At 39.2% G+C, this 24476-nt stretch carries 23 protein-coding genes; 12 read left to right on the top strand and 11 right to left on the bottom strand.

The window, feature by feature from the left end:
- Positions 1-85: 85 nt before the first annotated feature.
- Positions 86-1087 carry a GTPase ObgE gene (gene obgE, locus Q4597_RS06055; RefSeq protein ID WP_215913987.1) on the bottom strand — a complete coding sequence of 334 codons (1002 nt, stop codon included), beginning with the start codon at positions 1085-1087 and terminating at the stop codon, positions 86-88.
- Between the two features lie 187 nt (positions 1088-1274).
- A complete protein-coding gene (locus tag Q4597_RS06050) occupies positions 1275-2381 on the bottom strand; it encodes an adenylate kinase (RefSeq protein ID WP_215438435.1) in 1107 nt (368 codons plus the stop codon).
- A 110-nt stretch (positions 2382-2491) separates the two neighbouring features.
- Between Q4597_RS06050 and Q4597_RS06045 the strand changes: the two genes are divergently transcribed.
- From Q4597_RS06045 to Q4597_RS06025, 5 genes are all read left to right on the top strand, one after another.
- Positions 2492-3664 (top strand): 5-(carboxyamino)imidazole ribonucleotide synthase, encoded by a 1173-nt coding sequence (locus Q4597_RS06045; RefSeq protein WP_303405258.1) that lies wholly within the window; start codon positions 2492-2494, stop codon positions 3662-3664.
- 4 nt (positions 3665-3668) lie between these two features.
- Positions 3669-4157 (top strand): 5-(carboxyamino)imidazole ribonucleotide mutase, encoded by a 489-nt coding sequence (gene purE / locus Q4597_RS06040; RefSeq protein WP_215438437.1) that lies wholly within the window; start codon positions 3669-3671, stop codon positions 4155-4157.
- Between the two features lie 32 nt (positions 4158-4189).
- Positions 4190-4591, top strand: a complete 402-nt coding sequence (locus Q4597_RS06035; RefSeq protein WP_215912915.1) for a hypothetical protein — start codon at positions 4190-4192, stop codon at positions 4589-4591.
- Positions 4592-4613: 22 nt separating this feature from the next.
- Positions 4614-6632 carry a M3 family metallopeptidase gene (locus Q4597_RS06030; protein WP_303405257.1) on the top strand — a complete coding sequence of 673 codons (2019 nt, stop codon included), beginning with the start codon at positions 4614-4616 and terminating at the stop codon, positions 6630-6632.
- A 247-nt stretch (positions 6633-6879) separates the two neighbouring features.
- A complete protein-coding gene (locus tag Q4597_RS06025) occupies positions 6880-7401 on the top strand; it encodes a 5' nucleotidase, NT5C type (RefSeq protein ID WP_215438440.1) in 522 nt (173 codons plus the stop codon).
- Here the strand turns inward: Q4597_RS06025 and Q4597_RS06020 are convergent.
- Positions 7398-7757, bottom strand: coding sequence for a rhodanese-like domain-containing protein (locus Q4597_RS06020; protein WP_215438441.1), 360 nt, complete (start codon positions 7755-7757; stop codon positions 7398-7400). The genes Q4597_RS06025 and Q4597_RS06020 overlap by 4 nt on opposite strands.
- A 120-nt stretch (positions 7758-7877) precedes the next feature.
- Between Q4597_RS06020 and Q4597_RS06015 the strand changes: the two genes are divergently transcribed.
- Entirely contained in the window at positions 7878-8432 is a 555-nt protein-coding gene (locus Q4597_RS06015; RefSeq protein WP_303405539.1) for a sigma-70 family RNA polymerase sigma factor, read from the top strand.
- Between the two features lie 227 nt (positions 8433-8659).
- Here the strand turns inward: Q4597_RS06015 and Q4597_RS06005 are convergent, their stop codons facing one another.
- Positions 8660-9484, bottom strand: coding sequence for a hypothetical protein (locus Q4597_RS06005; protein ID WP_303405256.1), 825 nt, complete (start codon positions 9482-9484; stop codon positions 8660-8662).
- 125 nt (positions 9485-9609) lie between these two features.
- On the opposite strand from Q4597_RS06005, the gene gcvP reads away from it, so the two are divergent.
- The 4 genes from gcvP to Q4597_RS05985 all read left to right on the top strand — a co-directional run bounded on the left by gcvP (position 9610) and on the right by Q4597_RS05985 (position 15165).
- On the top strand, positions 9610-12462 hold the full coding sequence (gene gcvP, locus Q4597_RS06000) for an aminomethyl-transferring glycine dehydrogenase (RefSeq protein WP_303405255.1): 2853 nt from the start codon (positions 9610-9612) through the stop codon (positions 12460-12462).
- Between the two features lie 165 nt (positions 12463-12627).
- Positions 12628-13683, top strand: coding sequence for a 3-oxoacyl-ACP synthase III family protein (locus Q4597_RS05995; RefSeq protein ID WP_289061598.1), 1056 nt, complete (start codon positions 12628-12630; stop codon positions 13681-13683).
- Between the two features lie 45 nt (positions 13684-13728).
- Positions 13729-14259, top strand: a complete 531-nt coding sequence (locus Q4597_RS05990; protein ID WP_303405254.1) for a methyltransferase — start codon at positions 13729-13731, stop codon at positions 14257-14259.
- Positions 14260-14313: 54 nt separating this feature from the next.
- A complete protein-coding gene (locus Q4597_RS05985) occupies positions 14314-15165 on the top strand; it encodes a glycosyltransferase family 2 protein (protein WP_289039309.1) in 852 nt (283 codons plus the stop codon).
- Between the two features lie 75 nt (positions 15166-15240).
- Here Q4597_RS05985 and Q4597_RS05980 read toward each other — a convergent pair whose 3' ends face one another.
- The 7 genes from Q4597_RS05980 to Q4597_RS05950 form a co-directional block, all read right to left on the bottom strand.
- Positions 15241-15750 (bottom strand): OmpH family outer membrane protein, encoded by a 510-nt coding sequence (locus tag Q4597_RS05980; protein ID WP_215438446.1) that lies wholly within the window; start codon positions 15748-15750, stop codon positions 15241-15243.
- Positions 15751-15892: 142 nt separating this feature from the next.
- Positions 15893-16711, bottom strand: a complete 819-nt coding sequence (locus tag Q4597_RS05975) for an OmpH family outer membrane protein (RefSeq protein ID WP_289038905.1) — start codon at positions 16709-16711, stop codon at positions 15893-15895.
- A 91-nt stretch (positions 16712-16802) separates the two neighbouring features.
- Positions 16803-19427: an outer membrane protein assembly factor gene (locus Q4597_RS05970; RefSeq protein WP_303405249.1), complete on the bottom strand. Its 2625-nt coding sequence runs from the start codon at positions 19425-19427 to the stop codon at positions 16803-16805.
- A gap of 4 nt (positions 19428-19431) precedes the next feature.
- On the bottom strand, positions 19432-20139 hold the full coding sequence (locus tag Q4597_RS05965; RefSeq protein WP_408065830.1) for an isoprenyl transferase: 708 nt from the start codon (positions 20137-20139) through the stop codon (positions 19432-19434).
- A 208-nt stretch (positions 20140-20347) separates the two neighbouring features.
- A complete protein-coding gene (locus Q4597_RS05960; RefSeq protein ID WP_303405246.1) occupies positions 20348-21046 on the bottom strand; it encodes a DUF6089 family protein in 699 nt (232 codons plus the stop codon).
- Between the two features lie 101 nt (positions 21047-21147).
- A complete protein-coding gene (locus tag Q4597_RS05955; RefSeq protein WP_303405244.1) occupies positions 21148-22029 on the bottom strand; it encodes an NAD kinase in 882 nt (293 codons plus the stop codon).
- Between the two features lie 106 nt (positions 22030-22135).
- Entirely contained in the window at positions 22136-22813 is a 678-nt protein-coding gene (locus tag Q4597_RS05950) for a CBS domain-containing protein (RefSeq protein ID WP_317195431.1), read from the bottom strand.
- Positions 22814-22885: 72 nt separating this feature from the next.
- Between Q4597_RS05950 and Q4597_RS05945 the strand changes: the two genes are divergently transcribed.
- Both Q4597_RS05945 and Q4597_RS05940 read left to right on the top strand, forming a co-directional pair.
- Complete coding sequence (locus Q4597_RS05945; protein WP_303405243.1) at positions 22886-23602, top strand: pyridoxine 5'-phosphate synthase; 717 nt, start codon at positions 22886-22888, stop codon at positions 23600-23602.
- On the top strand, positions 23599-24372 hold the full coding sequence (locus Q4597_RS05940) for an alpha/beta fold hydrolase (RefSeq protein ID WP_303405242.1): 774 nt from the start codon (positions 23599-23601) through the stop codon (positions 24370-24372). Before Q4597_RS05945 ends, Q4597_RS05940 begins: the two co-directional genes overlap by 4 nt.
- Positions 24373-24476 lie beyond the last annotated feature (104 nt).

Here is a 24476-nt window from a genome sequence, read left to right as displayed (position 1 = left end):
ACGACCTTTAGCGTATTCAAATCTGTACTCTAGTAAATATAAAGAATATAAATCGGATAAAAACCTGCTGCTCTTACGCTACTGCTTAACTATTCAACATAGTCCAAAGTTTATCTTTCAATTCCGTAATACCCTGCTGTGCAACGGAAGAAATAAACATATACGGCACCTGTTCCAAATCTTTGTCCAATTCCACACTCATTTCTGCCATAAGCTCTTGATCTAGCATATCGCTTTTAGAAATGGCCACCAAACGCTCCTTATCCAACAATTCCGGGTTATACCTTCGTAGTTCATCAAGAAGAATTCTGTATTCCTTTCCAATATCTTTACTATCGGCAGGAATCAAAAATAATAGTGTAGCGTTACGCTCAATATGTCTTAAAAAATAGTGCCCTAAACCTTTTCCTTCGGCAGCCCCTTCTATAATCCCGGGAATATCCGCCATAACAAAACTCTGAAAATCGCGATATTCAACTATACCTAAATTGGGTTTAAGAGTCGTAAATTCATAATCGGCAATCTTAGGCTTTGCTGATGTAATTACGGACAGCAACGTAGATTTACCGGCGTTAGGAAAGCCTACAAGACCAACATCTGCCAATACCTTTAATTCAAGAATTACTTCTACTTCTTGTCCGGGAACACCAGGTTGGGCATATCTAGGAGTCTGATTGGTACTGGTCTTAAAATGCCAATTACCTCTACCGCCCATTCCGCCTTCCGCTAATATTCTTTCCTCTCCATGCTCGGTTATCTCAAACAATACTTCAGCCGTTTCAGGGTCTTTCACCACTGTTCCAAGAGGTACATCTAAATACACGTCTTCTCCATCAGCACCGGTACTACGGGACTTACTACCGTGCGCCCCATGACCGGATTTAAAATGTTTTTTGAACTTGAAAGTAACAAGCGTCCATAAATTTTGATTGCCACGTAAGATTACATGCCCTCCACGGCCACCATCACCCCCATCAGGCCCCCCTTTGGTAATGTATTTCTCCCTGTGCAAATGCACGGAGCCTTTTCCTCCTTTACCAGATTCCGCATAAATCTTAACGTAGTCTACAAAATTGCCCTCGGTCATAAAAATATTCTGATTTACATATCGGACGATAGCCAATATTTCTGCAAAAATACGCATTTCGCATGAAGCATTGCCATGCTATGCATTTAGAAGTTAGCCTCATAAAGCCAAAAGAGAGTTGAAACGGACAAAAACCGAAGTTTATCTCCTTTTCAACTCTCCTAATTTAATGCTGGTTATTGAGCTGTTAAAGCTCTTCTATAACCTTACCCAAACGATGGGTTATCTCGTCTATAGCACCAATACCGTTTACGCTATGGAATTTATTCTGCTCCTCATAAAAATCTTTAAGAGGTGCGGTTTTCTCATTATACTCATCAAAACGGTTACGTATTTTGGACTCGTCTTGGTCATCACTACGGCCACTTACCTTACCGCGTTCCAACAAACGTTGAATCAATACTTCGTCATTAGCTTCTAGAGCAATGGTTGCATCTATTTTCATGTCTTTTGTTGCCAAAAAGGTATCCAAAGCTTCGGCTTGGGCCGTTGTTCGCGGAAAACCATCAAAAATGAAACCGCTTGCTTCTGGGTTTTTCTCTACTGCATCCTGTAACATTTTTATAGTTACCTCATCCGGTACCAAATCACCACGATCAATGTATGATTTTGCCAGTTTGCCCAACTCGGTATCATTTTTCATGTTATAACGGAAAAGGTCTCCTGTAGAAATATGTTTCAGGTTGTACTTTTCTTTTAAAAATTCCGCTTGGGTTCCTTTTCCGGCACCCGGTTTCCCGAACAGCACGAGATTGATCATATGTTTTTGGTTTAATTGGTAAACTTCCCTAAGGTTACGCCCAAGTTCATTGTAATCCAGACCGTAACCCACAATAAATTTATCGGGTATATCTATACCCACATAATCAATGGTGTACTCACCATTGTATACTTCAGATTTATAAAAAAGACTGGCAATCCTAAATTCCTTTACGTTTGCCTTTGAAAAAAGATGCACTAATTTTTTAAGGGTGCGTCCTGTATCTATAATATCTTCCAGAATAATAACGCTGCGCCCCTCAATATTTTCGGAGACATCCAAAAGTGTTTCTACAATACCTGTAGAGGTCAAGCCCTGATAAGAGCTAAGTTTTACAAAAGAAACTTCGCAAGGATGTTGGTATTCCTTTAAAAAATCCGAAATAAACATGAATGCTCCATTAAGTACCCCCACAAAAATGGGCGTCTCGTCCTTATAATCGGCTGCAACTTCATCGGCCACTTTTTTAACGGCAGCCTTTATTTGCGCTTCGCTCAAGAACGGTTTAAAATGTTTATCGTGTAGCTTTATCACATCGCATTTTTAAAGAACGGCTAATATAACACTTTGATTTTGCTTTTTTAAGTACACACCTTGCGTTTTAAGAATTCGATGTATTTTTGCATCAGTTATAAATCAATTGCATGTCTACAGAAAATTCATCGGAGTACTTTTCATCACCTTTTAAACTGGGAATCCTAGGCGGTGGCCAACTTGGAAAAATGCTACTTTACGAAACCCGAAAATTTGACATCCATACCGTAGTTATGGACGCTTCGGAGGAAGCACCCTCAAAAATAGCGTGCAACGAATTTATTCTGGGAGACCTTATGGATTTTGATGCCGTCTACAATCTTGGGAAACAGGTAGATGTACTCACCATTGAAATTGAAAACGTAAATGTTTCTGCACTTGAAAAATTGGAGAAAGAAGGGTTAAAGGTTTTTCCTCCAACCAAAGCCCTTAGGATTATTCAAAATAAAGCGAAACAGAAGCTTTTTTATGTGGATAACAACATACCCACAGCTGATTTTCAAAGATTCGCCTATAAAAGTGAGATTGAAGATAGTGTCATCAATGGCGGTCTAAACTTTCCTTTTATCTGGAAAGCGGCCCAATTTGGGTATGATGGGCAAGGTGTAAAGGTAGTTCGCAAGATTGAAGATTTAAAGGGGTTACCGACCGGCGAATGTATTGCCGAAAAGATGATCGACTTTAAAAACGAACTTGCAGTTATTGTAAGCCGAAGCGCAAGTGGCGAGGTAAAAACCTACCCAGTGGTAGAAATGGAATTTCATCCGGAAGCCAACCAGGTAGAATATGTTATCTGTCCCGCCCGAATTAGTGAAACGGTAGCTAACAAAGCGCAAGAAATTGCATTAAAGGTTTCTGAAAAAATACAGCATGTAGGTCTTTTGGCCGTTGAACTTTTTCAGACCAAAGATGATGAAGTCATAGTCAATGAAGTTGCTCCCAGACCCCATAATAGTGGTCATTACAGCATTGAAGCCAGCTACACCAACCAGTTTGAGCAGCATATACGGGCCATTTTGGATTTGCCCTTAGGTGATACCAAAAGTAAAGTGGCCGGTATAATGGTGAATTTAGTGGGCGCCGAAGGCTACACTGGTGAGGTGGTGTACAAAAATATGTCCGAAATTCTAGGAATGGAGGGAGTAACTCCTCATATTTACGGCAAGAAACAAACCCGCCCCTTTAGAAAAATGGGACATGTAACCATAGTAAACGAATCAATTTCCGAGGCGCGTAAAATTGCGCAGCAAGTAAAGGAAACCATTAAAGTTATAAGCAAATAGCCATATGAGTAAAGTAGCCGTAGTAATGGGCAGCACTAGTGACCTGCCCGTAATGCAAGACGCCATAGATATTTTAAAGGGATTTGACATTGAGGTAGACGTAGATATCGTTTCTGCCCACAGAACCCCGGAAAAACTTTTTGATTTTAGTAAAAACGCGCACACCAATGGCTACAACGTAATAATTGCGGGTGCCGGTGGTGCAGCTCATTTACCAGGAATGGTGGCATCTATGTCTCCTCTACCCGTAATTGGCGTTCCCGTAAAGAGCAGTAATTCTATAGATGGTTGGGATTCCGTACTTTCCATTCTTCAAATGCCGGGTGGTGTTCCCGTGGCAACCGTTGCTTTGAACGGAGCAAAAAATGCTGGAATTTTAGCAGCTCAGATTATAGGAAGTTCGGACAAATGCGTTCTGGACAAAATCATCGTTTACAAAGAAGGCTTAAAGCAAAAGGTTATAGATGGTGCAAAATCCGTTAGCACCAAGTAACAACCCCTAAAACATCAAAAAAAATACAATTCATGAATTACCCATCACTTGTTGGTTTTATTCTTGGTGTACTGGCTATTATTGTTCTGGCTTTCGTAGAGAAAAAAGTTAAAAACCCCTATATCAAAAGCCTTTGGAGATGCTCTTTGTTCTTCTTTTCTATGTATATTTTAATTTTGACACTTGTTTTCATAAGGTGGAAATATTATGAAATGCAACTGGACTCTTTTGACCTTAATGGAGATGGCAGTATAAGTCTTACGGAATATACAGATCATTATAGATTTGTTAGGGACAAGGTAATGACCGGAGCAGACCGTAATTTTGCATTTGTAACTGGAGCCGCACTATCCTTTTTATTGGCAGGTCTTGCACTGATATTGGATTTTGTAAATACCTGGATGCAACTAAAGAACAACCCCATAAAATCTTAAACTAACAAAAATCTTGCGCTATATGAACCCTTTATTGACCCCATTTGACACTGCGCCCTTTTCAAAAATTGAAAATTCGCACTTTAAACCTGCTTTTCTACAGGCCATGGAAGAGGCTAGAGCCGAAATAGACCAAATTACAGCTAATGAAGAAGTTCCTTCTTTTGAAAACACCATAGAGGCTTTGGAGTTTTCCGGGCAGCAATTAGACCGTATTTCCAGTGTGTTTTTCAATTTAAACTCCGCCGAAACCAATGAGGAAATTCAAAAAATAGCCCAGGAAGTTTCTCCGTTATTGTCGGAATTCAGTAATGATATTACATTAAACGAGGCCTTGTTCAAGCGTATAAAAAATGTTTATGACCAAAAAGATTCCCTAAATCTATCGGTAGAACAGCAAACATTACTTGATAAAAAATATAAAAGTTTCAGTAGAAATGGCGCTAATCTGGACGAAGATAAAAAGAAGCGTCTTCGTGAAATTGATGCCCAACTATCAAAACTAAAATTAAAGTTTGGTGAAAACGTACTGGCCGAAACCAACAAGTACGAAATGCACCTTACCAATGAAAACGATTTGGACGGTCTGCCCGAAGGCGAAAAAGAAGCTGCCGCCCAAATGGCAAAAGCCAAGGACAAGGAAGGTTGGTTAGTGACTTTAGACTACCCAAGCTATATTCCTTTTATGAAATATGCCAAAAACCGCGAACTTAGAAAAAAGTTGGCGCTCGCATTTGGTAGTAAGGCTTTTCATGGTGATGAGCTTGACAATCAGGAAAACGTACTTTCCATAGCCAATTTGCGTTACGAAAGGGCAAATCTTTTAAGCTATAAAACCCATGCTCATTTTGTTTTAGAAGAGCGAATGGCAGAAACTCCGGAAAAAGTATATGAGTTTCTAAATGAATTACTGGTAAAGGCAAAACCAGCTGCCCAAAAAGAATTTGACCAACTGGAAGATTTTGCAAAAGAACTTGATAGCATAGACCAATTGGAAAAATGGGACGGTAGTTACTATTCTGAAAAGCTAAAACAAAAGTTGTTCAATTTAGATGACGAGAAACTAAAACCATATTTTAAACTCGAGAATGTAATCTCCGGAGTTTTTAAGGTGGCCGAAAAGTTATTTGACCTTAAGTTTGAAGAAGTAACGGATATTGATAAATATCACGAAGAAGTAAAGACCTATAAGGTTTACGATACTTCCAATAACTTCATCTCCGTATTCTACGCAGATTTTCACCCTAGAAAAGGAAAGCGTGGTGGTGCTTGGATGACTTCCTACAAACCACAATACAGACGTAACGGAGACAATGTGCGTCCACACGTATCCAATGTTTGTAATTTTACACGTTCCACACCAAGCAAGCCATCTCTTTTAACGTTTAATGAGGTAACTACCCTATTTCATGAGTTTGGCCACGGATTGCATGGTATGTTGGCTAACACTACCTACCCTAGCCTTTCGGGAACATCCGTTTTTTGGGATTTTGTAGAGCTTCCCAGCCAAGTCATGGAGAACTGGTGTTATGAACAAGAGGCTCTTGAACTTTTTGCCACGCACTACGAAACAGGTGAAGTAATCCCCATGGAATTGGTCCAAAAAATTAAAGAATCCGCTACTTTTCAAGAAGGTATGCAGACCTTACGCCAACTTAGTTTTGGACTGTTGGATATGTCATGGCATGGAGTGGACCCAACGGGCATCACCAGTGTAAAACAGCACGAAAGCGAAGCTTTTAAGGGTACGAACCTATATCCAGAAACTGATGAAACTTGTATGAGTACAGCCTTTTCCCATATTTTTCAAGGAGGGTACTCTTCTGGGTACTACAGCTACAAATGGGCGGAAGTTTTAGATGCCGATGCTTTTGCTTATTTTAAAGAAAAGGGTATCTTTAACAAAGAAGTTGCTACTAAATTCAAGGATAATGTACTATCCAAAGGAGGTACGGAAAACCCAATGACGCTGTACAAACGCTTTAGGGGAGCAGAACCCAAAGTAGAGGCCCTATTGGAAAGAGCCGGGCTACTGAACTAAACAAAAAGTAAAAAAATATACCGAGATTATGTTTTGTAAGTTTTTTCTTATATATTTACTAAACATAAGTAGGTTGAAAAGGTTATATCTAAAGTAATTTTTTTAACGGTTTTAAAAGAGGGTGTGGGGACGCCCTCTTTTTTTATGCCCAAAAACCAAAACATCTTTTAGGTTAAATAATTACTATTTTTTTTCAATTCGGTCCATCATTTCCAACGGTTTTTAGAACTTCGCAAAAAAAATACACATGGTTATATTTGTTGATATGGACGAGGTGATAGCAGACACCTACGGAGCGCACATAGAAGTTTACAATAAAGATTTTAATGAAAATCTAACATTAGACTTGTTTCATGGCAGTGAAGCTTGGCATAAAGTTCCTGTAGACAGACAACAAAGCGTACGTGACCATGCCAGAAACCGCGGCTTTTTTCGTAATCTGAAGCCTATAGCCAATGGCCAGAGCGTTCTAAAAAAATTAAACGAGAAGCACGAAGTGTACATTGCATCTGCTGCAATGCAGTTTCCAAATTCGCTTGAAGAAAAATCAGAGTGGTTAGATGAGCATTTCTCGTTCATACCATGGCAGAACCGTATACTTTGCGGGCACAAACACATTTTACGTGGTGACGTTCTCATTGACGACCGCAGTTACAACCTAGAAACTTTTGAAGGTAGATCACTTTTATTTACATCACCGCATAACGTAAATACTACTGGTTTTGAACGTGTAAACAACTGGCTAGAAGTGGCGGAAAAACTGCTTTAATCTTTCTTATTGGCCATATAGGCATCATAGCCCCCTTCTAGGTCAATAACTTTCTTAAAGCCCAGTGAATCCAGAACATGGGCCGCTTTTGCACTACGACCTCCTTTTTTACAGTATACATATATAGGTTTGTTCCTCTGTATAGTATCTACTTTTTTTACAAAGTCGGTATCAAACCAATTAATGTTCACCGCATTATCCAAATGGCCGCTTGAATATTCCTCAGGAGTACGTACATCTACTAAAATACCGGAATCTATATCATTCTGTGAAAATTCTGTGATACGTTTTCCTTTACTTTGAGCACAACCCACACAGATAACGCTCAACATTAGAAGCAAATAGTGGAATTTCATGTTTTTTAAGTTTAATCAAAAATACGAATTATGGCGGCATTAAATTATATTGGAAGGAATGAAAAAAAATTGAAGGTCATTACATCTAATTCTATTACTTTTGATAATGACACGATACGTATGGCAGAACATCAACTAAACCCGGAGACATGGGTAGACTCATATGCTGATTATCTTTTTAACTACGCAATAGGCCGTATTAGCGATGCCGAGGTAGCAAAAGACCTTGTTCAAGAAACCTTTATGGCGGGTTTAAAATCCGCTAAAAATTACAAGGGAGATGCCGCCGAACGCACTTGGCTCATTGCTATTTTAAAACGAAAAGTAATTGATCATTACAGAAAAATCAATTCAAAAAAGGGAAAAGCGGAAGTAAGAATGAACTACAGTTCTCAAACCGATGCCGAGGGCGATTGGCTAGAAGAACAAGTTGCAGACCCGTTTAGTTCCTTTGAAAACAGTGACATAGAGAACGAGGAATTAGGACTTGCTATACAGTCATGCATTTCAAAATTACCAAAAAAACAAGCTTTGGTATTTACCATGAAGACCATTCAAGGAATTAGTACAGAAGATATTTGTAATGAGCTTGACATTAATCCGTCTAACCTGTGGGTAATGATCCATAGAGCTAGAACAGCTCTTATGGGTTGCCTTAATCAAAATTGGTTTTAACTTATGATTTCTTGCGAAAAAGCCGCCATAATTTGCAATAAAACCCAATACAGGGAAGCAACTTTTATGGAAAAATTAAAATTGCGTTACCACCTGTTAATGTGTAAAGCCTGTTCTAAAGCAACCAAGCAGAATACGCAATTAACAACCTTATGCCAAAAGGCCGATCTTCATAGCTTAACCGAGCAGGAAAAGCTAAAAATGAAGCAAATTTTAGAGAAGGGAGACTAAAAAATAGCTGAAATTGCCACTAACAGTCCCCACCACAAAATAGATATTCCTTCTACCCAAAAAGAGGAAAAATATTTATGTTGATTTCGTTTTGTAATGAACATCAAACTTCCTAACATTATAAATAGGACACCACCAGCTATTGCCTCCTCAAGGCTTGCGTTATTTTTTAAAAGAATCAAAAAGAAAAAAGGTAGCGTACCAAATGCCCCAAAAATCTTGGTGTTGGCCACTCCATAACGTTGTGGCAATGTTTTTAATTCAGGACTATCATACGCTAAATCACGGATTTCAAAGGGAATCAACAAAATAAGAACGAATAAAAAGCGCTGTACAACCTCTATCCACACATCCTTTTCAAAAGTCCCCCCTTCCGATAGTACAGGAAGAACAACCGTTGCTCCCGCCCAAACCAATGCCACAATAAAAATTTTAAGTCCGCCCCAACTCCTTAAATTCCTAGTATGCGGTAATAGAGGTAAGGCATATAGTCCCGTAAGTGCCACTAGGCCTCCTACTCCAATCCAAACTTCCAATTTAAGGAACCAACCATGATATAAAGCAATGGCCAACGCTATAAAACTGGCAAATTGGATGTTCTTGTGATACCTACTGGCCACCAAAATATATTTTTTGGCCTCTACCCCATATTTCACAAAATTGTAGCAAGCAACGGAACCAAAAAATAGAAACCACGCCAGATGCTGGTCTACCCCATAACCTAATGTAATATCCGTGACATGTACCAGCGCAAAAACACCAAGCGCCACATGAATACTAGCGTCTAGGTAAAAGTCGAATATACGGTTCAAGACCTTCATATTACAAAACTAACCAAACTGTTCATAACCCTCCTTTTTAGTTAAAAACTTTCACCTTGATAAACAATTATGTGATTTTTTTAAGGGATTAAATGCCTAATTTTACGCCACTTTTATTTTAAGCTATGAAAACAGATGTATTTGCTTTACGCCATATAGGCATTAAGGAAGAAAATCAAGAGCACATGCTCAAAACTGTAGGTACAGAAACCTTAGACCAGCTCATATACGAGACCATTCCTGATGATATCCGATTAAAAAAACCGTTAGAACTTAGTGCCGCCATGAGCGAGCATAAATTTCTGGCCCATATTCAAGAATTATCGGAGCAAAATGAAGTTTTTCGCACATACATTGGCTTAGGATATCACGAAAGTTTAACCCCTTCGGTGATTAAGAGAAATATTCTTGAAAACCCAGGTTGGTACACGGCCTATACTCCTTATCAGGCTGAAATCGCCCAAGGCAGATTGGAAGCCCTGTTAAATTTCCAAACGGTGGTAACGGACCTCACGGGAATGGAACTGGCAAATGCATCCCTATTGGACGAAAGTACTGCAGCTGCAGAGGCAATGACCATGTTATTCGATGTTCGTAGCCGTGACCAAAAGAAAAACGGCGTGTTAAAATTTTTCGTTTCAGAAGAAATACTACCACAAACCTTATCGCTTTTAAAAACCCGCTCTACCCCTTTGGGTATTGAACTAGTTATTGGCAATCATGAGGAATTTACTTTTGGCCAGGATTTTTACGGTGCTCTATTACAATATCCAGGCAAATACGGACAGGTAAATGACTATTCCGATTTTGTAACCAAAGCCAAGGAAAATGATATGAAAGTGGCTGTTGCCGCAGATATCCTTAGTTTAACCCTTCTTACCCCTCCTGGTGAATTTGGGGTAGACGTTGTTGTAGGAACCACGCAAAGATTTGGTATTCCGTTAGGCTACGGGGGGCCACATGCCGCATTCTTTGCCACAAAAGAGGCTTATAAAAGAAATATTCCCGGACGGATTATTGGAGTTACCAAAGATACTGACGGTAAAACGGCCCTTAGAATGGCCCTACAGACCAGAGAACAACATATTAAAAGGGACAAGGCTACTTCAAATATATGTACCGCCCAAGTTTTATTGGCTGTTATGGCAGGAATGTATGCTGTATACCATGGTCCGGAAGGCTTAAAATATATTGCGAACAAGGTACATCGCACGGCAGTAACCTTAGCGGATGCCCTAGAAAAATTAGGATTATACCAAACCAATTCGTCCTATTTTGACACAATTACCATTAAGGCCGATGCCAAGAAGGTGAGAAAAGTAGCTGAAGAAAATGCAGTTAACTTCCTTTATATTGATGATGAAACTATTTCCATAGCGGTAAACGAGGCTACATCATTACAAGATCTTAACCAAATTATTTCAATTTTCGCCCAAGCCCTTGGAAAAAATGGGCAGGAAACGAATACTCTTTTAGACAAATCCGCTATCAGTTCAAGCGTACAGCGCCAGTCTGCTTTTTTACAGATCGAAGTTTTCAATAGGTACCATTCCGAAACTGAACTCATGCGCTATATCAAAAAACTAGAGCGCAAAGACCTTTCATTAAACCATTCCATGATTTCTCTTGGTTCCTGCACCATGAAGTTAAACGCAGCTTCAGAAATGTTGCCGTTAAGCATGGCCCGTTGGGCAAATGTTCATCCGTTCGTACCAATTGAACAAGCTAAAGGTTATCAGTTTATATTAAAGGAACTGGCAAAAGATTTATCCACTATAACCGGTTTTGCCGCTACATCGCTTCAACCCAATTCCGGGGCTCAAGGCGAATACGCAGGCCTTATGGTCATTAGAGCATACCATGAGTCCAGAAACGAAGGACATAGGGATGTTTGTATCATACCTGCTTCGGCACACGGCACTAATCCTGCTTCTGCGGTAATGGCAGGCATGAAAGTAGTGGTTACAAAAACAGATGAAAAAGGAAACATAGACGTATCCGACCTAGAGGACAAAGTTTCTAAACATTCGGAAAACCTTGCAGCCTTAATGGTTACCTACCCTTCTACGCACGGTGTTTTTGAGTCTTCTATTAAGCACATTACCCAACTAATACATGATAATGGCGGGCAAGTATATATGGATGGCGCCAATATGAACGCTCAAGTCGGCCTTACTAATCCCGCAATTATTGGTGCGGATGTTTGCCATCTAAACCTTCACAAAACCTTTGCCATACCTCATGGAGGCGGAGGTCCGGGTGTTGGCCCAATTTGTGTTGCGGAACAATTGGTTCCTTTTCTTCCCGGTAACCCCGTGATAGAAACTGGTGGAGATAATGCCATAACTGCAATATCCGCGGCGCCTTGGGGTAGTTCTTTGGTGTGCTTAATTTCCTATGGTTATATTAAAATGCTTGGTGAACAAGGATTAAGGCATTCTACCGAAATTGCCATCTTGAACGCCAATTACATCAAACACAAATTAAGTGGAGCATACGATGTTCTCTATACCGGGGAAAAAGGACGTGCAGCCCATGAAATGATTATAGATTGTAGACCGTTTAAAAAGAATGGCATTGAGGTCACTGACATTGCAAAAAGACTAATGGACTATGGTTTTCACGCACCAACCGTCTCATTCCCTGTTGCGGGAACCATAATGATCGAGCCCACAGAAAGCGAAAGCTTGGCCGAACTAGACCGTCTTTGTGAAGCCATGCTGTCTATTAGAAATGAAATTAGAGAGGCATCGGCAGATGACCATAACAACGTTCTTAAAAATGCGCCGCATACACTTGAAATGTTGACCGGAGACGAATGGAACTTTCCGTACAGCAGACAAAAAGCGGCATTTCCACTTTCCTATATTCAAGAAAACAAATTTTGGCCTTCGGTTAGGCGTGTAGACGATGCCTATGGAGACCGTAATTTAATATGCACCTGCGCACCGATAGAAGCATACTCAGAAGCGGAATAAAATGGTATAAACCCAACAAATACAAGCCTTTTCAAATGATTGAAAAGGCTTTTCCTTTTCTACGTACATTCTTAAAAACGTCTTGAACATCGTAATAATTATTATGCATGCATAATAATGAAGCCGTTCTTCCGTACCTTGTTAGGTGATAAAATAATTTGCATTATGGCGATTGAGATTACAGGAACAGGAAGTTATATACCCTCATTGGTAGTACCTAACGATAACTTTGAAGGTCATAATTTTTTAAACTCGGACGGCTCCCCTTTTGCGCATGACAATGCCGTTATTATTCAAAAATTTAAAGGCATAACCGGAATAAAAGAAAGACGCTATGCCGAAAACAATCTAAATGCCTCAGACATTGGCTTTCTTGCTGCTGAAAAGGCAATTACCAATTCAGGCATAGACAAAGAAACATTAGACTATATCATCTTTGCCCATAATTTTGGAGACGTCTCACCCAACAACGTACAAAGTGATATGTTGCCCAGTTTAGCAACACGGGTAAAGCAGCATTTACGTATCAAAAACCCTTCTTGTGTTGCCTATGATCTTATTTTTGGTTGTCCAGGATGGATACAGGGTGTTATTCAGGCCAATGCATTCATTAAAAGTGGTATTGCCAAAAAATGTTTGGTTATTGGTGCTGAAACCCTATCTCGTATAATAGACCCACATGACAGGGACTCTATGATCTATTCCGATGGAGCGGGAGCTACTATTATAGAAAAAACAGAGGAATCTGGAGGAATACTGGCACATGCCAGTGCATCATACACCCAAGAAGAAGCTTATTTTTTATTCTTTGGAGAGTCGTACAACAAACTAAAAGACGATACCAAATACATAAAAATGTTTGGCCGTAAAATTTATGAATTTGCCGTTACCCATGTACCCCAAGCCATGAAAGACTGTTTGGACGAAAGTGGTGTTGCCATAGACGACCTTAATAAAATATTCATACATCAGGCCAATGAAAAAATGGACGAAGCTATTATAAAGCGGTTCTACGGACTTTACAACCGCGAGGTGCCCGAAAATATTATGCCCATGAGTATAGGAAAACTAGGTAACAGTTCCGTAGCAACAGTACCTACCCTGTACGATTTGGTACGCAACGGAAAAATAGAAAATCAAGAGGTTCAAAAGGGAGATGTTGTTATCTTTGCCAGTGTTGGCGCAGGCATGAATATCAATGCCGTAGTCTACCGGATATGATTGAACCGGTAGAAACGCAAACCATGAAACTTGCAACCTGTTCAAATGTACGAGAAGACCTATCCGAGTAAACGTTTTCAGCATACCCTAGATTTCCTAAAGAAACATATAACTCCAGAAGAAACTATTTTGGACCTTGGCGTGGCCAATCCGTTTTCAAAAATCATGAAAGAGGAAGGCTACTCTGTTGAAAACACCAAAGGTGAAGACTTGGATATTGATTACTCCTCCTTGGTCAGCTCAAATGCAGACGTGGTTACAGCCTTTGAAATTTTTGAGCATTTATTGGCACCTTTTAATCCCCTTAGGGAAATTAAGGCGAATAAATTGGTTGCCAGTATTCCCCTAAAACTATGGTTTTCTCCTGCTTACCGAAGTAAAACAGACCCTTGGGACAGACATTATCATGAATTTGAAGATTGGCAATTTGACTGGCTTTTAGAAAAAGCCGGCTGGGAAATAAAGGATAGGGCAAAATGGACCAACCCTGTTAAAAAAATAGGTCTACGCCCCTTACTACGCAGTTTTACACCGCGCTATTATATTGTTTACGCGGAAAAAAAACAGATAAATTAGGCTTCTAATCTCAATTCAAATTCATAGCTTCTGACCCATTAATGTTTTATGGCCATGCACTACTATGTAATTGTTCCCGCACATAATGAAGAAGGCTTCTTAGCGGACACCTTGAATTCCATCCTAAGACAGTCGCTGCAGCCCAAAAGAGTCGTTGTAGTGAACGATAATTCTACAGACAACACAGAGGTTATTATTGACCAGTTCTTAAGCCTGAGTCCTATTTTTACAAAATTAAACACCGTATCCTCTACGGAACATATGCCAGGCAGCAAAGTTGTAAATGCGTTCAATAAAGGTTTAGAAATACTTGATAACGATTATGACTTTATCGTAAAACTAGATGCCGATATCATCCTACCCGATAACTATTTTGAAAAAATAGTCTATATCTTTAGAGGACAACCTAAAGTGGGCATTGCCGGAGGTTTCATTTACGAACAGGCTGAAAATGGGCAGTGGAAGCTAAACCACCCCATGGATAAAAACCACGTAAGGGGAGCATTTAAAGCCTATACTAAAAAATGCTTCAAAGCCATTGGGGGTTTAAGGAACGCTATGGGATGGGATACCATTGATGAATTGCTTGCCCAATATCATGGACATGAAATCTACACGGATGACGGCTTAAAGGTAAAACATCTAAGACCTACCGGGAATGCCTATAACCCCAAGGCCAAACTTCTACAAGGAAAAGCCATGTACACCATGAGATATGGTTTGGTCATTACCATAATCGCCTCATTAAAAATGGCTGTAAAACAAAGAAAACCTAAAGCCTTTGCAGACAACATGTATGGATTTTTTGAAGCTCAAAAAGAAAAGAAACAGTTTCTAGTCTCTAAAACTGAGGGCGAATTCATTAGAAGATTACGCTGGCGAAATATCAAAAGAAAACTCTTCTAACACAAAAAGAACAAGTATTAAACAAAAAATGCCCGCTGTTACAGCGGGCATTTTTTGTTTGAGCGTTTGAATATATTATATACCCAACTCTTTCTTTACGTCTGCCAAAAGGTCTTTACCCTTAGCTACGATCAAACCTCCACCGGCTTGTGCATCAATTACGTAATCAAAACCTTGAGCGGCAGCTACTTTTTCAATTGCAGCTTTAGCCTTATCGGAGATAGGAGCAAAAAGTTCTCCTTGCTTCTTTTGAAGTTCTCTCTGTGCAGCTTGTTGCGCTTCACCAATATTCTTTTGAACTCCTTGAAGCTCTATTGCTCTTTTTTCGTTCTCTTCTTTTGATTTAGAAGGCGCCTCATTTTGGTACAAAGTAGCTTTGTTCTGAAACTCGGTCATTGAACTTTCTATATCCGCATTATAAGTCTCAGACAATTTTTTAAGCTCTGCTTCTGCACTTTTCATCTCCGGCATTGCACTTAATAATTGGGTAACATCAATATGTGCTACTTTGCTCTGTGCGTTAACAAAACTTGTAGTGGCTACAAACAATACTAAGGCTACTGCTATTTTCTTTAAGTGTTTCATGATAATTCTAGTTAAAATAATTGAGTGTTAATTTCTGGTTAATGTATATTTCTCGTTTCACATTTGCTAAGCAAATCGCCGCAATGTATTAAAATTATGTCTATTTAGCAGATGATTGCGAGACTTTGTTCAGTAAACCGTCTTACTCTTCAGTTTCTTCGTCATCTTGCCCGCCTCCTTGGCGTTCTTCTAACTTTTCTTTTCTCTTTGCTTCCCGTTCTTCTAACAACTTTTTTCTTCGTGCCTCATACGCTTTTTTACGCTCTTCTCTTAGCTTTAACTGCTCTGCACGTTTCTCTTCTGCTGTTTTCTCTCTTTCTTGTTGCGCCTTTTCGGCATTTTCTTTTCGCTCTTTAAGCGCATCGCTCATCTCCTCTTCGCCCTCTTCGTCATCAAACTTACTTCTACTATCCTTTTTAGGCTTACTTATCTTACGTGTTCTAGAAATGCCTCTTAGCACCAAATCACTAATATCATGCCTATTTTCTGAGTACAACATAACCACATCGGCAGATTTATCAAAAATAAAATCATACTTCTTGTTGGCGCCTATTTTCTGTACTTCATTAAAAACCTGATCTTGTATAGGCTGAATCAAGCGTCTTTTTTGCAAAACCAAGTCGCCCTGAGGGCCAAAACGGTCTTGCTGATACTCTACCATCTCTTTTTCAAGAATCTGGATATCTTCTTCACGTTCTGCAATTAACTCATCTGTTAAGAGCACCCTTTCCGCCATTAGGTCTTTTTTTACCGCCTCTAGCTGACTTTGCTTTTGCTCAATGTCTATCTTCCATTTCTGGACCTTATCCGCTAATTGCTTATTGGCATCTCTGTACTCCTCTACGTTCTCCAAGATATATTCCATATCTACGTAAGCAATACGTACACCACGCTGAGCAAAAGTATAGGCAGAACACAAGGTAAGTACCAATACAAAAAGAACGTTTGATTTTGTTTTCATTTCTTTATCGTTTTATCCAATAGAAAATATCGTGCCAAAATTACTAAAACTTTTAAAATGAATGATTTAGCATAGTGACCGATTCTTTAAATTAAAACTGCTGGCCGATAATGAAGTGTGTTTGAAGTCCACTAGGTCCGTTTCCGATAGATTGTGGTCTAAGGTCTTCGTCAAACCCGTAACCAAAATCAATACCTAACAACCCGAATGCCGGCATGAAAATGCGCAGCCCCACTCCGGCCGATCGTTTTATTTGAAACGGATTAAATTCCTGAAAATTGTTGAAGGCGTTACCTCCTTCCATAAATGCAAGCATATAAATGGAAGCTGAAGGTTTTAAAGTTAACGGATAACGTAGTTCTAGAGAGAATTTATTGTAAACCAAACCACCTTCTTGCTGGCCTGTAAGAGGGTCAATAGGCGTTAAGGATTGGTTCTCATACCCTCTTAACTGTACTACATCTCTTCCATCTAAAGTAAAGTTACCAAGGCCATCACCACCTACAAAGAAACGCTCAAAAGGAACATCTCCTACATCATTGTTATAGTTGCCCAAGAAACCGAACTCTGCATTGGTACGCATAACCAAATCACCTACCAAAGTTGTATACCAGTCTCCTTTAAACTTTACTTTATAGTACTCTAACCATCTAAAACGTTGTTGATCGATATCCTCTAACTCCGCATTTTCCGAAGCTGCTAAGGTTTGGCCCAGAAGTCTACGATCAGCTTCTAATTGGGACAACTCTTCACTACGATCACGTAAGGACTCAAAGTCTTTATTGCTAAAGAGGGAGTAAGGTGGCGTAAATTTGGCCGTAACTTCAAAATTAGAACCTCCTCTCGGGAAAATACGCCCACCAGCGGTGGCGTTTCTTGAAATTCCCAAAGTATAGGCAAAAGAATTAGATTTTCCATTTCCAAAATTGAACAATCCTATATCATAGTTATTGAATTCATACAATTGGTAACTTAACGAGTGCGATATTGTAAAATAATCATCAGGCCATTGCACACGCTTAGCCAAACCTGCCGATATACCCGTTATAGCAAAACCACGATCTTTATCAACCTCTATTCTACTCCTAGAGGAATTATTGTAATCCACCCCAAATTGCTGCGTTCTAGAAAGGTTTAAACTAAATTGAACGGGTTTTCTACCTCCTAACCAAGGCTCCGCAAAGTTTAGACTGTACACCCTAAAGGTTCTACTGGCCTGTACCCGCATGGCAAAAGTCTGTCCGTCTCCCATAGGCACCGGTTTATACTCCTCGCCCTTAAATATATTTTTTATAGAAAAGTTATTAAAGGAAAGCCCCAATGTACCGATAAAGCCGCCGCCGCCATAACCACCTTGTAATTCTATCTGACTGGAACCGGATTCTACCAAGTTGTACTTAATATCTACCGTACCCTCGTTTGGATTAGGGTTAAGAATGTCCGGCTTAATTTGTTCCGCATCAAAATATCCTAGCTGTTGAAGCTCGCGAATGGTACGGATAATATCACTTTTATTGTATTTCTGACCGGGACGCGTTCTTAATTCACGATAGATTACGTGATCGTTTGTACGATCGTTACCAACCACATCTATATGGTTAAGAAAGGTCTCTTTACCTTCTATAACACGTATTTCAAAATTAATGGTATCATTCTCCGCAGAAACCTCTACCGGATTAATACTTGAAAATAAATACCCGTTATTCTGGTACAAACTGGTAACATCATTAGGCTCCGGTTTAGAATCATCTGCAATACGTTCCCTTAACAAAACCCCATTGTAGGTATCTCCTTTTTTGATACCTAAAACCGCGGCCAATTGACGGTCTGTATACACACTGTTACCCACAAAATCAATATCTCCAAAGTAATATTTATTACCTTCTTCTATTTGATACTTTAAGATGATATTGTTTTCATCTACCTTGATTAAAGAATCGGAAATGATACGGGCATCACGATAACCGTTCTCTGCGTACTTATCGGACAACAGTTCCAAATCATTCTCATAATCCTCTTCTATAAACTTGGATTTCTTCCAGAAACGCCAGAAACGTTTTTCTTTTGTTTTCTTAAAAGCACCTTTAAGTTTTTTATCGGACAACTGCTCGTTACCCTCAAAAATCATCTTTTTGATTTTTACCTTATCTCCCTTATTGATATTAATGACCATTTTCTGGGCATTGGTCTCAGAAGTATCCTTTGCAACAATAATGGAAGTCTTGGCATTCAGAAAACCTTGTTTTTTATACTTATTGTCAAGGTAGTTCTTGGTATTGGCAATTAAACTCTCGGTAATTTTCTTACCTTTTTTTAGATCGGTATCCTTAAGAAGATCATCAACCTTTCTAGGTTTAACTCCATTTATAGTAACCCCTGAAAGAGTTGGTCTCTCAATAATGTTCAATTCAAGAAAAACCTTATCCCCTTCTATATTCGTTATATAGAAATCGATATTTTTAAAAAGCTCAAGGCCCCAGAGCTTATTGATGATTCCGCTAATTTCCTCTCCTGGGAGCGTAATAGGTTGCCCCACACGTAAGCCGGTGTACGTTTTTACGGTCTGCTCGTTATAACTTTGCAGCCCAGTAACCTCTAACCCACCTAAAATGTATTTTTTACCGTCCTCAAAAGAAAGCTCTTGTGCGGCGCAAAATGTGGTTGCAAAAATTAATAGGAGTGTAATAAAAGGTTCGAAGGATATGAACCTTTTCATATCGCTAATTGAGTTGTTCGCTGGTTTTTCCAAATCTTCGTTCTCTGTTCTGATAACTTTTTATGGCTTCTGCCAAATGTTGACTACTAAAATCGGGCCAAAATACATCTACGAAATATAATTCCGCATAGGCGATTTGCCACAACAAAAAATTGCTGATACGATGCTCACCACTAGTACGGATAAGCAAATCTACATCTGGCAAATCATGCGTGTAAAGATGGTTATTAATAATGGTTTCGTCAATGTTTTCAATTGAAATTATATTATTTTTAACTTTGGCACTTATTTGTTTTACTGCACTTTTCAGCTCTTCCCGTGCACCATAACTTAAAGCCAAAGTAAGGGTCATTCCTGTATTTCCCCTCGTTTTTTCCATGACCTCTTTTAGCTCCTTATTGGCTTTTTTAGGTAAAGACTCAATATCTCCAATAGCATTTAATCTAATGTTGTTCTCGGAAAAAGTCTTTAATTCTTTCTTTAGGGAAGACACTAAAAGTTTCATTAAAGTATCAATTTCAATCTTGGGTCTTTTCCAATTCTCCGTAGAAAAGGTATACAAGGTTAGGTACTTAAGCTTTAGTTTAACACAGTTTTCAACTGTGGCACGCACCGTCTTAACTCCATTTTCATGCCCAAACACACGAAGTTTACCTTGTTTTTTAGCCCATCTACCATTTCCGTCCATAATTATGGCGAGGTGGCTAGGCATTTTGTTTTCGTCTAATTCTTCTAGATTAACCATAAGGAATTGATCATACCACTCTAATACACATTCATTTATTTGGAGTAAATTTCATTTTCCAGTTCACAAAATGATGTTTTTTTTGAGCGCACGGCAAAAATAGCCTATAAATTTGAATTATACATAGTAAAGACCTAATGAAGAAAGGAAAAATGCCGTGTTACCTGAGTTTAAACTATTCAAAACACTCCATACATGGCTTTCTACCAAAGGTGTAGGTTAAGGTAAAACCAGAGAACACGTACCAGTCATCACTAAAAACGTTCCCGAACCTAAGGTCGTTCAATTGACGGCTAACATTAAGTTTTTCTGGATTACTACCATCTAGGTTGTCCGTAAAAGTATAACGGGCACCTATTTCCGCACCTAAAATAAGGAACTGGTTTAAACGAATCTTTGCCCCAACAGTCATTGGAATAGCAAAGGAACCATCTCTTTGAGAGACATCTAAAAACTGACCGGCATCAAAATAGTTATAGTCATATCTAAAATAGGTAAGACCCGTATATAAATATGGCGTAAACGCAGGCCCTAACCTATGTAAATTATACTCTACAAAATTAAATTCCAGACCGGCGGAAGCTTCTAATAAAGAATTATCCATAACGTATCCTCTCTGTTGCCTAGAAGAATCGCTAGACTTGGTATCATCTGCCGTAAATTTACCGTAGATTACACTGGCACGCCATGCATACCGCTTAGCTATATTCCATTTAAATATACCCCCAAGGGCAATATCCGAAGGTAAAATATAATTAGTCCGGCCTACATCTCCAATGGCATTGGCGCCTCCGGCAAAAATACCGGCTTCATAGGTTTGAGCCCCAACACTTCCAAAAGTGCACAGCAAGACTATGATAATGAATTGCTTCATAAATAGTATTAGTTTGCGAATATAACAATTGCACCCAACTATTATATTAATGTTCTCACATGATAAACAGGATTTGCGGTTTTTTATTGCCCGCTCAAGATTCAATTACGCCGATCTTCTCCCCATAATAGTTTATTCCGAAGTGTTTTTAAAAAGCTCTCCGATGTATATTCTATCATTTTAATTGTGAAGCCGGCTTTTTTTATACGAATTTCCTTTCCATTCTCCACAGATGCTATTCTAGAATCCAGAGAAATAAGATGGTTATCTTCCCTTCCCGAAACCTTTAACCTTATTTGTGTATCATCTGAAATAACCAACGGCCTAGCATTTAGGTTATGCGGTGCAATTGGGGTAAGTACCAAAGATTTTGCCGTGGGTTCAATGACCGGCCCACCACAACTTAAAGAATACCCTGTAGAACCCGTGGGCGTAGAAATAATAAGTCCATCTGCCCAATAAGACGTAAGGTATTCATTGTTCAAATAGGTTTCAACCGTAATCATAGAAGTAGTATCCTTTCTACTTACCGTAATCTCGTTTAAAGCAAAATACAGTTCGTTCAATTCCGAAATCTCATCCCCATTATCAACTTCAACCAAACTACGTTCTACAACAGTATAAGCCCCCCTGTTAAATTCTTGCACTACTTTACGCACTTCCTCCTTACTAAACGTAGAAAGAAAACCGAGACGGCCCGTGTTTACCCCAACAATGGGTATTCCCAAATCCCTTACAAAAGTAGTTGCTCTTAAAATAGTACCGTCACCACCAAAACTAACGAACATATCAAAAGAACCGTCTAACCCTTCAGTATCCGTGAATACCTGACACCCATCTGATGCATGTTTTTCGGAGAGAAAATCGTGAAATTCCTTTTCAATGGCTATTACGGCACGTGCTTTTTCAAGCTCATCAAGCAACTCCATTACATATTGCAAGGTGTCCTCTTGATACATTTGACTGTAAATAGCAACTTTCATCCCTTAATTTTTATCTTTATTACTAAGGCCTTTTTGACCTTATGCGACAAAAATAAGGATTGTACCCTTGACTAATTACCCTTTTCAAAGATAATCGCAAGAAATTCTATACGTTGAGATATTTATCCAGATAGTCGGACCGTTCCTTTAAATCTTCCAAGAACTGGTCATCTGTATTCCCGAACAACACATTGTAGTTATAACGGCGGAATGTCTGCAGAATGTCGTTTAAATTTGAAGAGGCAATTTTTATAGTTATCTGCACAACATCATTCTTAGAATCGGTAATAAAGCCGCCTATCAACTTGGTGTTATTACTTTCAACAATTTGTGCAATTTCACTAAACGAGTAATCCTTAATACCCTTGGCAACAACTATAATACCACCTGGTTCCGTAAAAAATGGGGTATCTATAAAAACGCTTACTATATCCGTAAGGTCATAATAACCATCAATTCTACCTTTTTCATCAATTATAGGCACAAGATTGGCCTCATTTCTAGCAAAAACCTCCAAAACATCTAACCAACTGGTTTCTTTCCGAACAAAAAAGGTCTCCAAATCATAACGATATTGCTCTACCTTTTTATTGGTATCAAAATTTTCTAGGTCATTTTCACTTAACACACCAAGGTAAGCCCCGTTCTCGGTAACTGCAACGTGCGAGTACGTGGTATCCTTAAAAAAGGTGATTATCTCTAATAGTGAATCCCCTATTTTATAGGACGGAATGTTCGTTACTATGTGGTCTTGAATATGCATAACTCTTTCTACTAAACGCAAAATACTAATTAAAAATATCAAAAGGTATGCCTAATTTGTATTTTTGTACCAAATGGTTAATTCTATCGGTAAATGACAAAACTAAGCGTAAACATAAACAAGATTGCAACTCTAAGAAACGCCAGGGGCGGCAATATGCCGGATTTATTAAAAACCTCAGCGGATATAGAGTCTTTTGGCGCCGAGGGTATTACCATACACCCTAGGCCTGACGAAAGACACATTCGTTACCAAGATGCCCGAGACCTAAAAAACTTGGTCACCACAGAATATAACATAGAAGGAAATCCTATTGGACAATTCGTAGACCTAGTTTTGGAAGTACGCCCTACACAAGTTACACTTGTACCGGACGCGGTAGACGCCATTACCTCTAATGCAGGATGGGACACTGTTAAACACCAAGCTTTTTTAATAGACGTTATCCAAACTTTTAAGGATGCAGGAATCAGAACCTCTATTTTTGTTGATGCCGATGCCAAAATGGTTGAAGGAGCTGCCAAAACCGGTACGGACCGTATTGAGCTGTATACAGAAAGTTATGCGGAACAGTACGCCAAAGGAAATCATAGCCAAGGGGTGAGTCCGTTTACCGAAGCTGCCAAAGTTGCACATCAATGTAACTTAGGCGTCAATGCCGGACACGACCTAAGCTTGGATAATATAAAGTACTTTAAGGACAATGTACCGCATTTATTGGAAGTCTCTATTGGGCATGCCCTAATCTGCGAGTCGCTTTACCTTGGCTTGGAGAACGTTGTAAATATGTACCTGAACAAATTAAAATGACCGAAACCCTACACTCCAAAATATTAGGAACCGGCACTCCCCTATTGATTCTGCATGGGTTCCTAGGAATGTCCGATAACTGGAAAACCCTAGGCAACCAGTACGCTAAAGAAGGCTTTGAGGTACACCTCATTGATCAGCGGAACCATGGCAAAAGTTTTTGGTCCAATGATTTTGACTACGACCTTCTTAGCGAAGACCTCAAAACCTATATGGAAACCAATCAATTGGAAAATGCCATGATCATTGGCCATTCCATGGGTGGTAAGACCGCTATGCAATTTGCTTGCAACTACCCTAATCTCGTAAGCAAAATGATTGTTGCAGATATTGGGCCTAAATTCTACCCACCGCACCATCAACCCATTATTGATGGATTGAACGCTATAGACCTAAGCACCATTTCATCAAGAAACGAGGCCGATTCCGAACTCGGGAAATACATTACGGATTTTGGAACAAGACAATTCTTGCTCAAGAACCTTTACTGGGTGGAAAAGGGGCAATTAGGTTTTAGATTCAACTTGAAAGTCCTAAGTGAGAAAATGAACGAAATTGGTGAGAACATAGGCACTACCGACTCTTATGACGGCCCAACCCTTTTTCTTCGCGGAGATCGATCGGAATATATAATGCAAAGCGATCTTGAAGTTATTGAAACGCATTTTCCAAATTCTGAATTACAAACAATAGATAACGCGGGCCATTGGTTACATGCGGAAAACCCAAAACAGTTTTTTGAAAAATCTATTCGGTTCTTAAAATCATAACCACGCCTTAAAACTATTTTTCTTAACAAAGACGTCTAGAGAGGACCGTACGCAATACTAAAAACAACAAAATCTTTTCTTTATCTTTAAGGGTGGCATAATTA

The organism is Zobellia sp. 1_MG-2023, from assembly GCF_030549125.1.
Classification (GTDB): domain Bacteria; phylum Bacteroidota; class Bacteroidia; order Flavobacteriales; family Flavobacteriaceae; genus Zobellia; species Zobellia russellii.
This window is presented reverse-complemented; position numbering and strand designations above follow the sequence as displayed.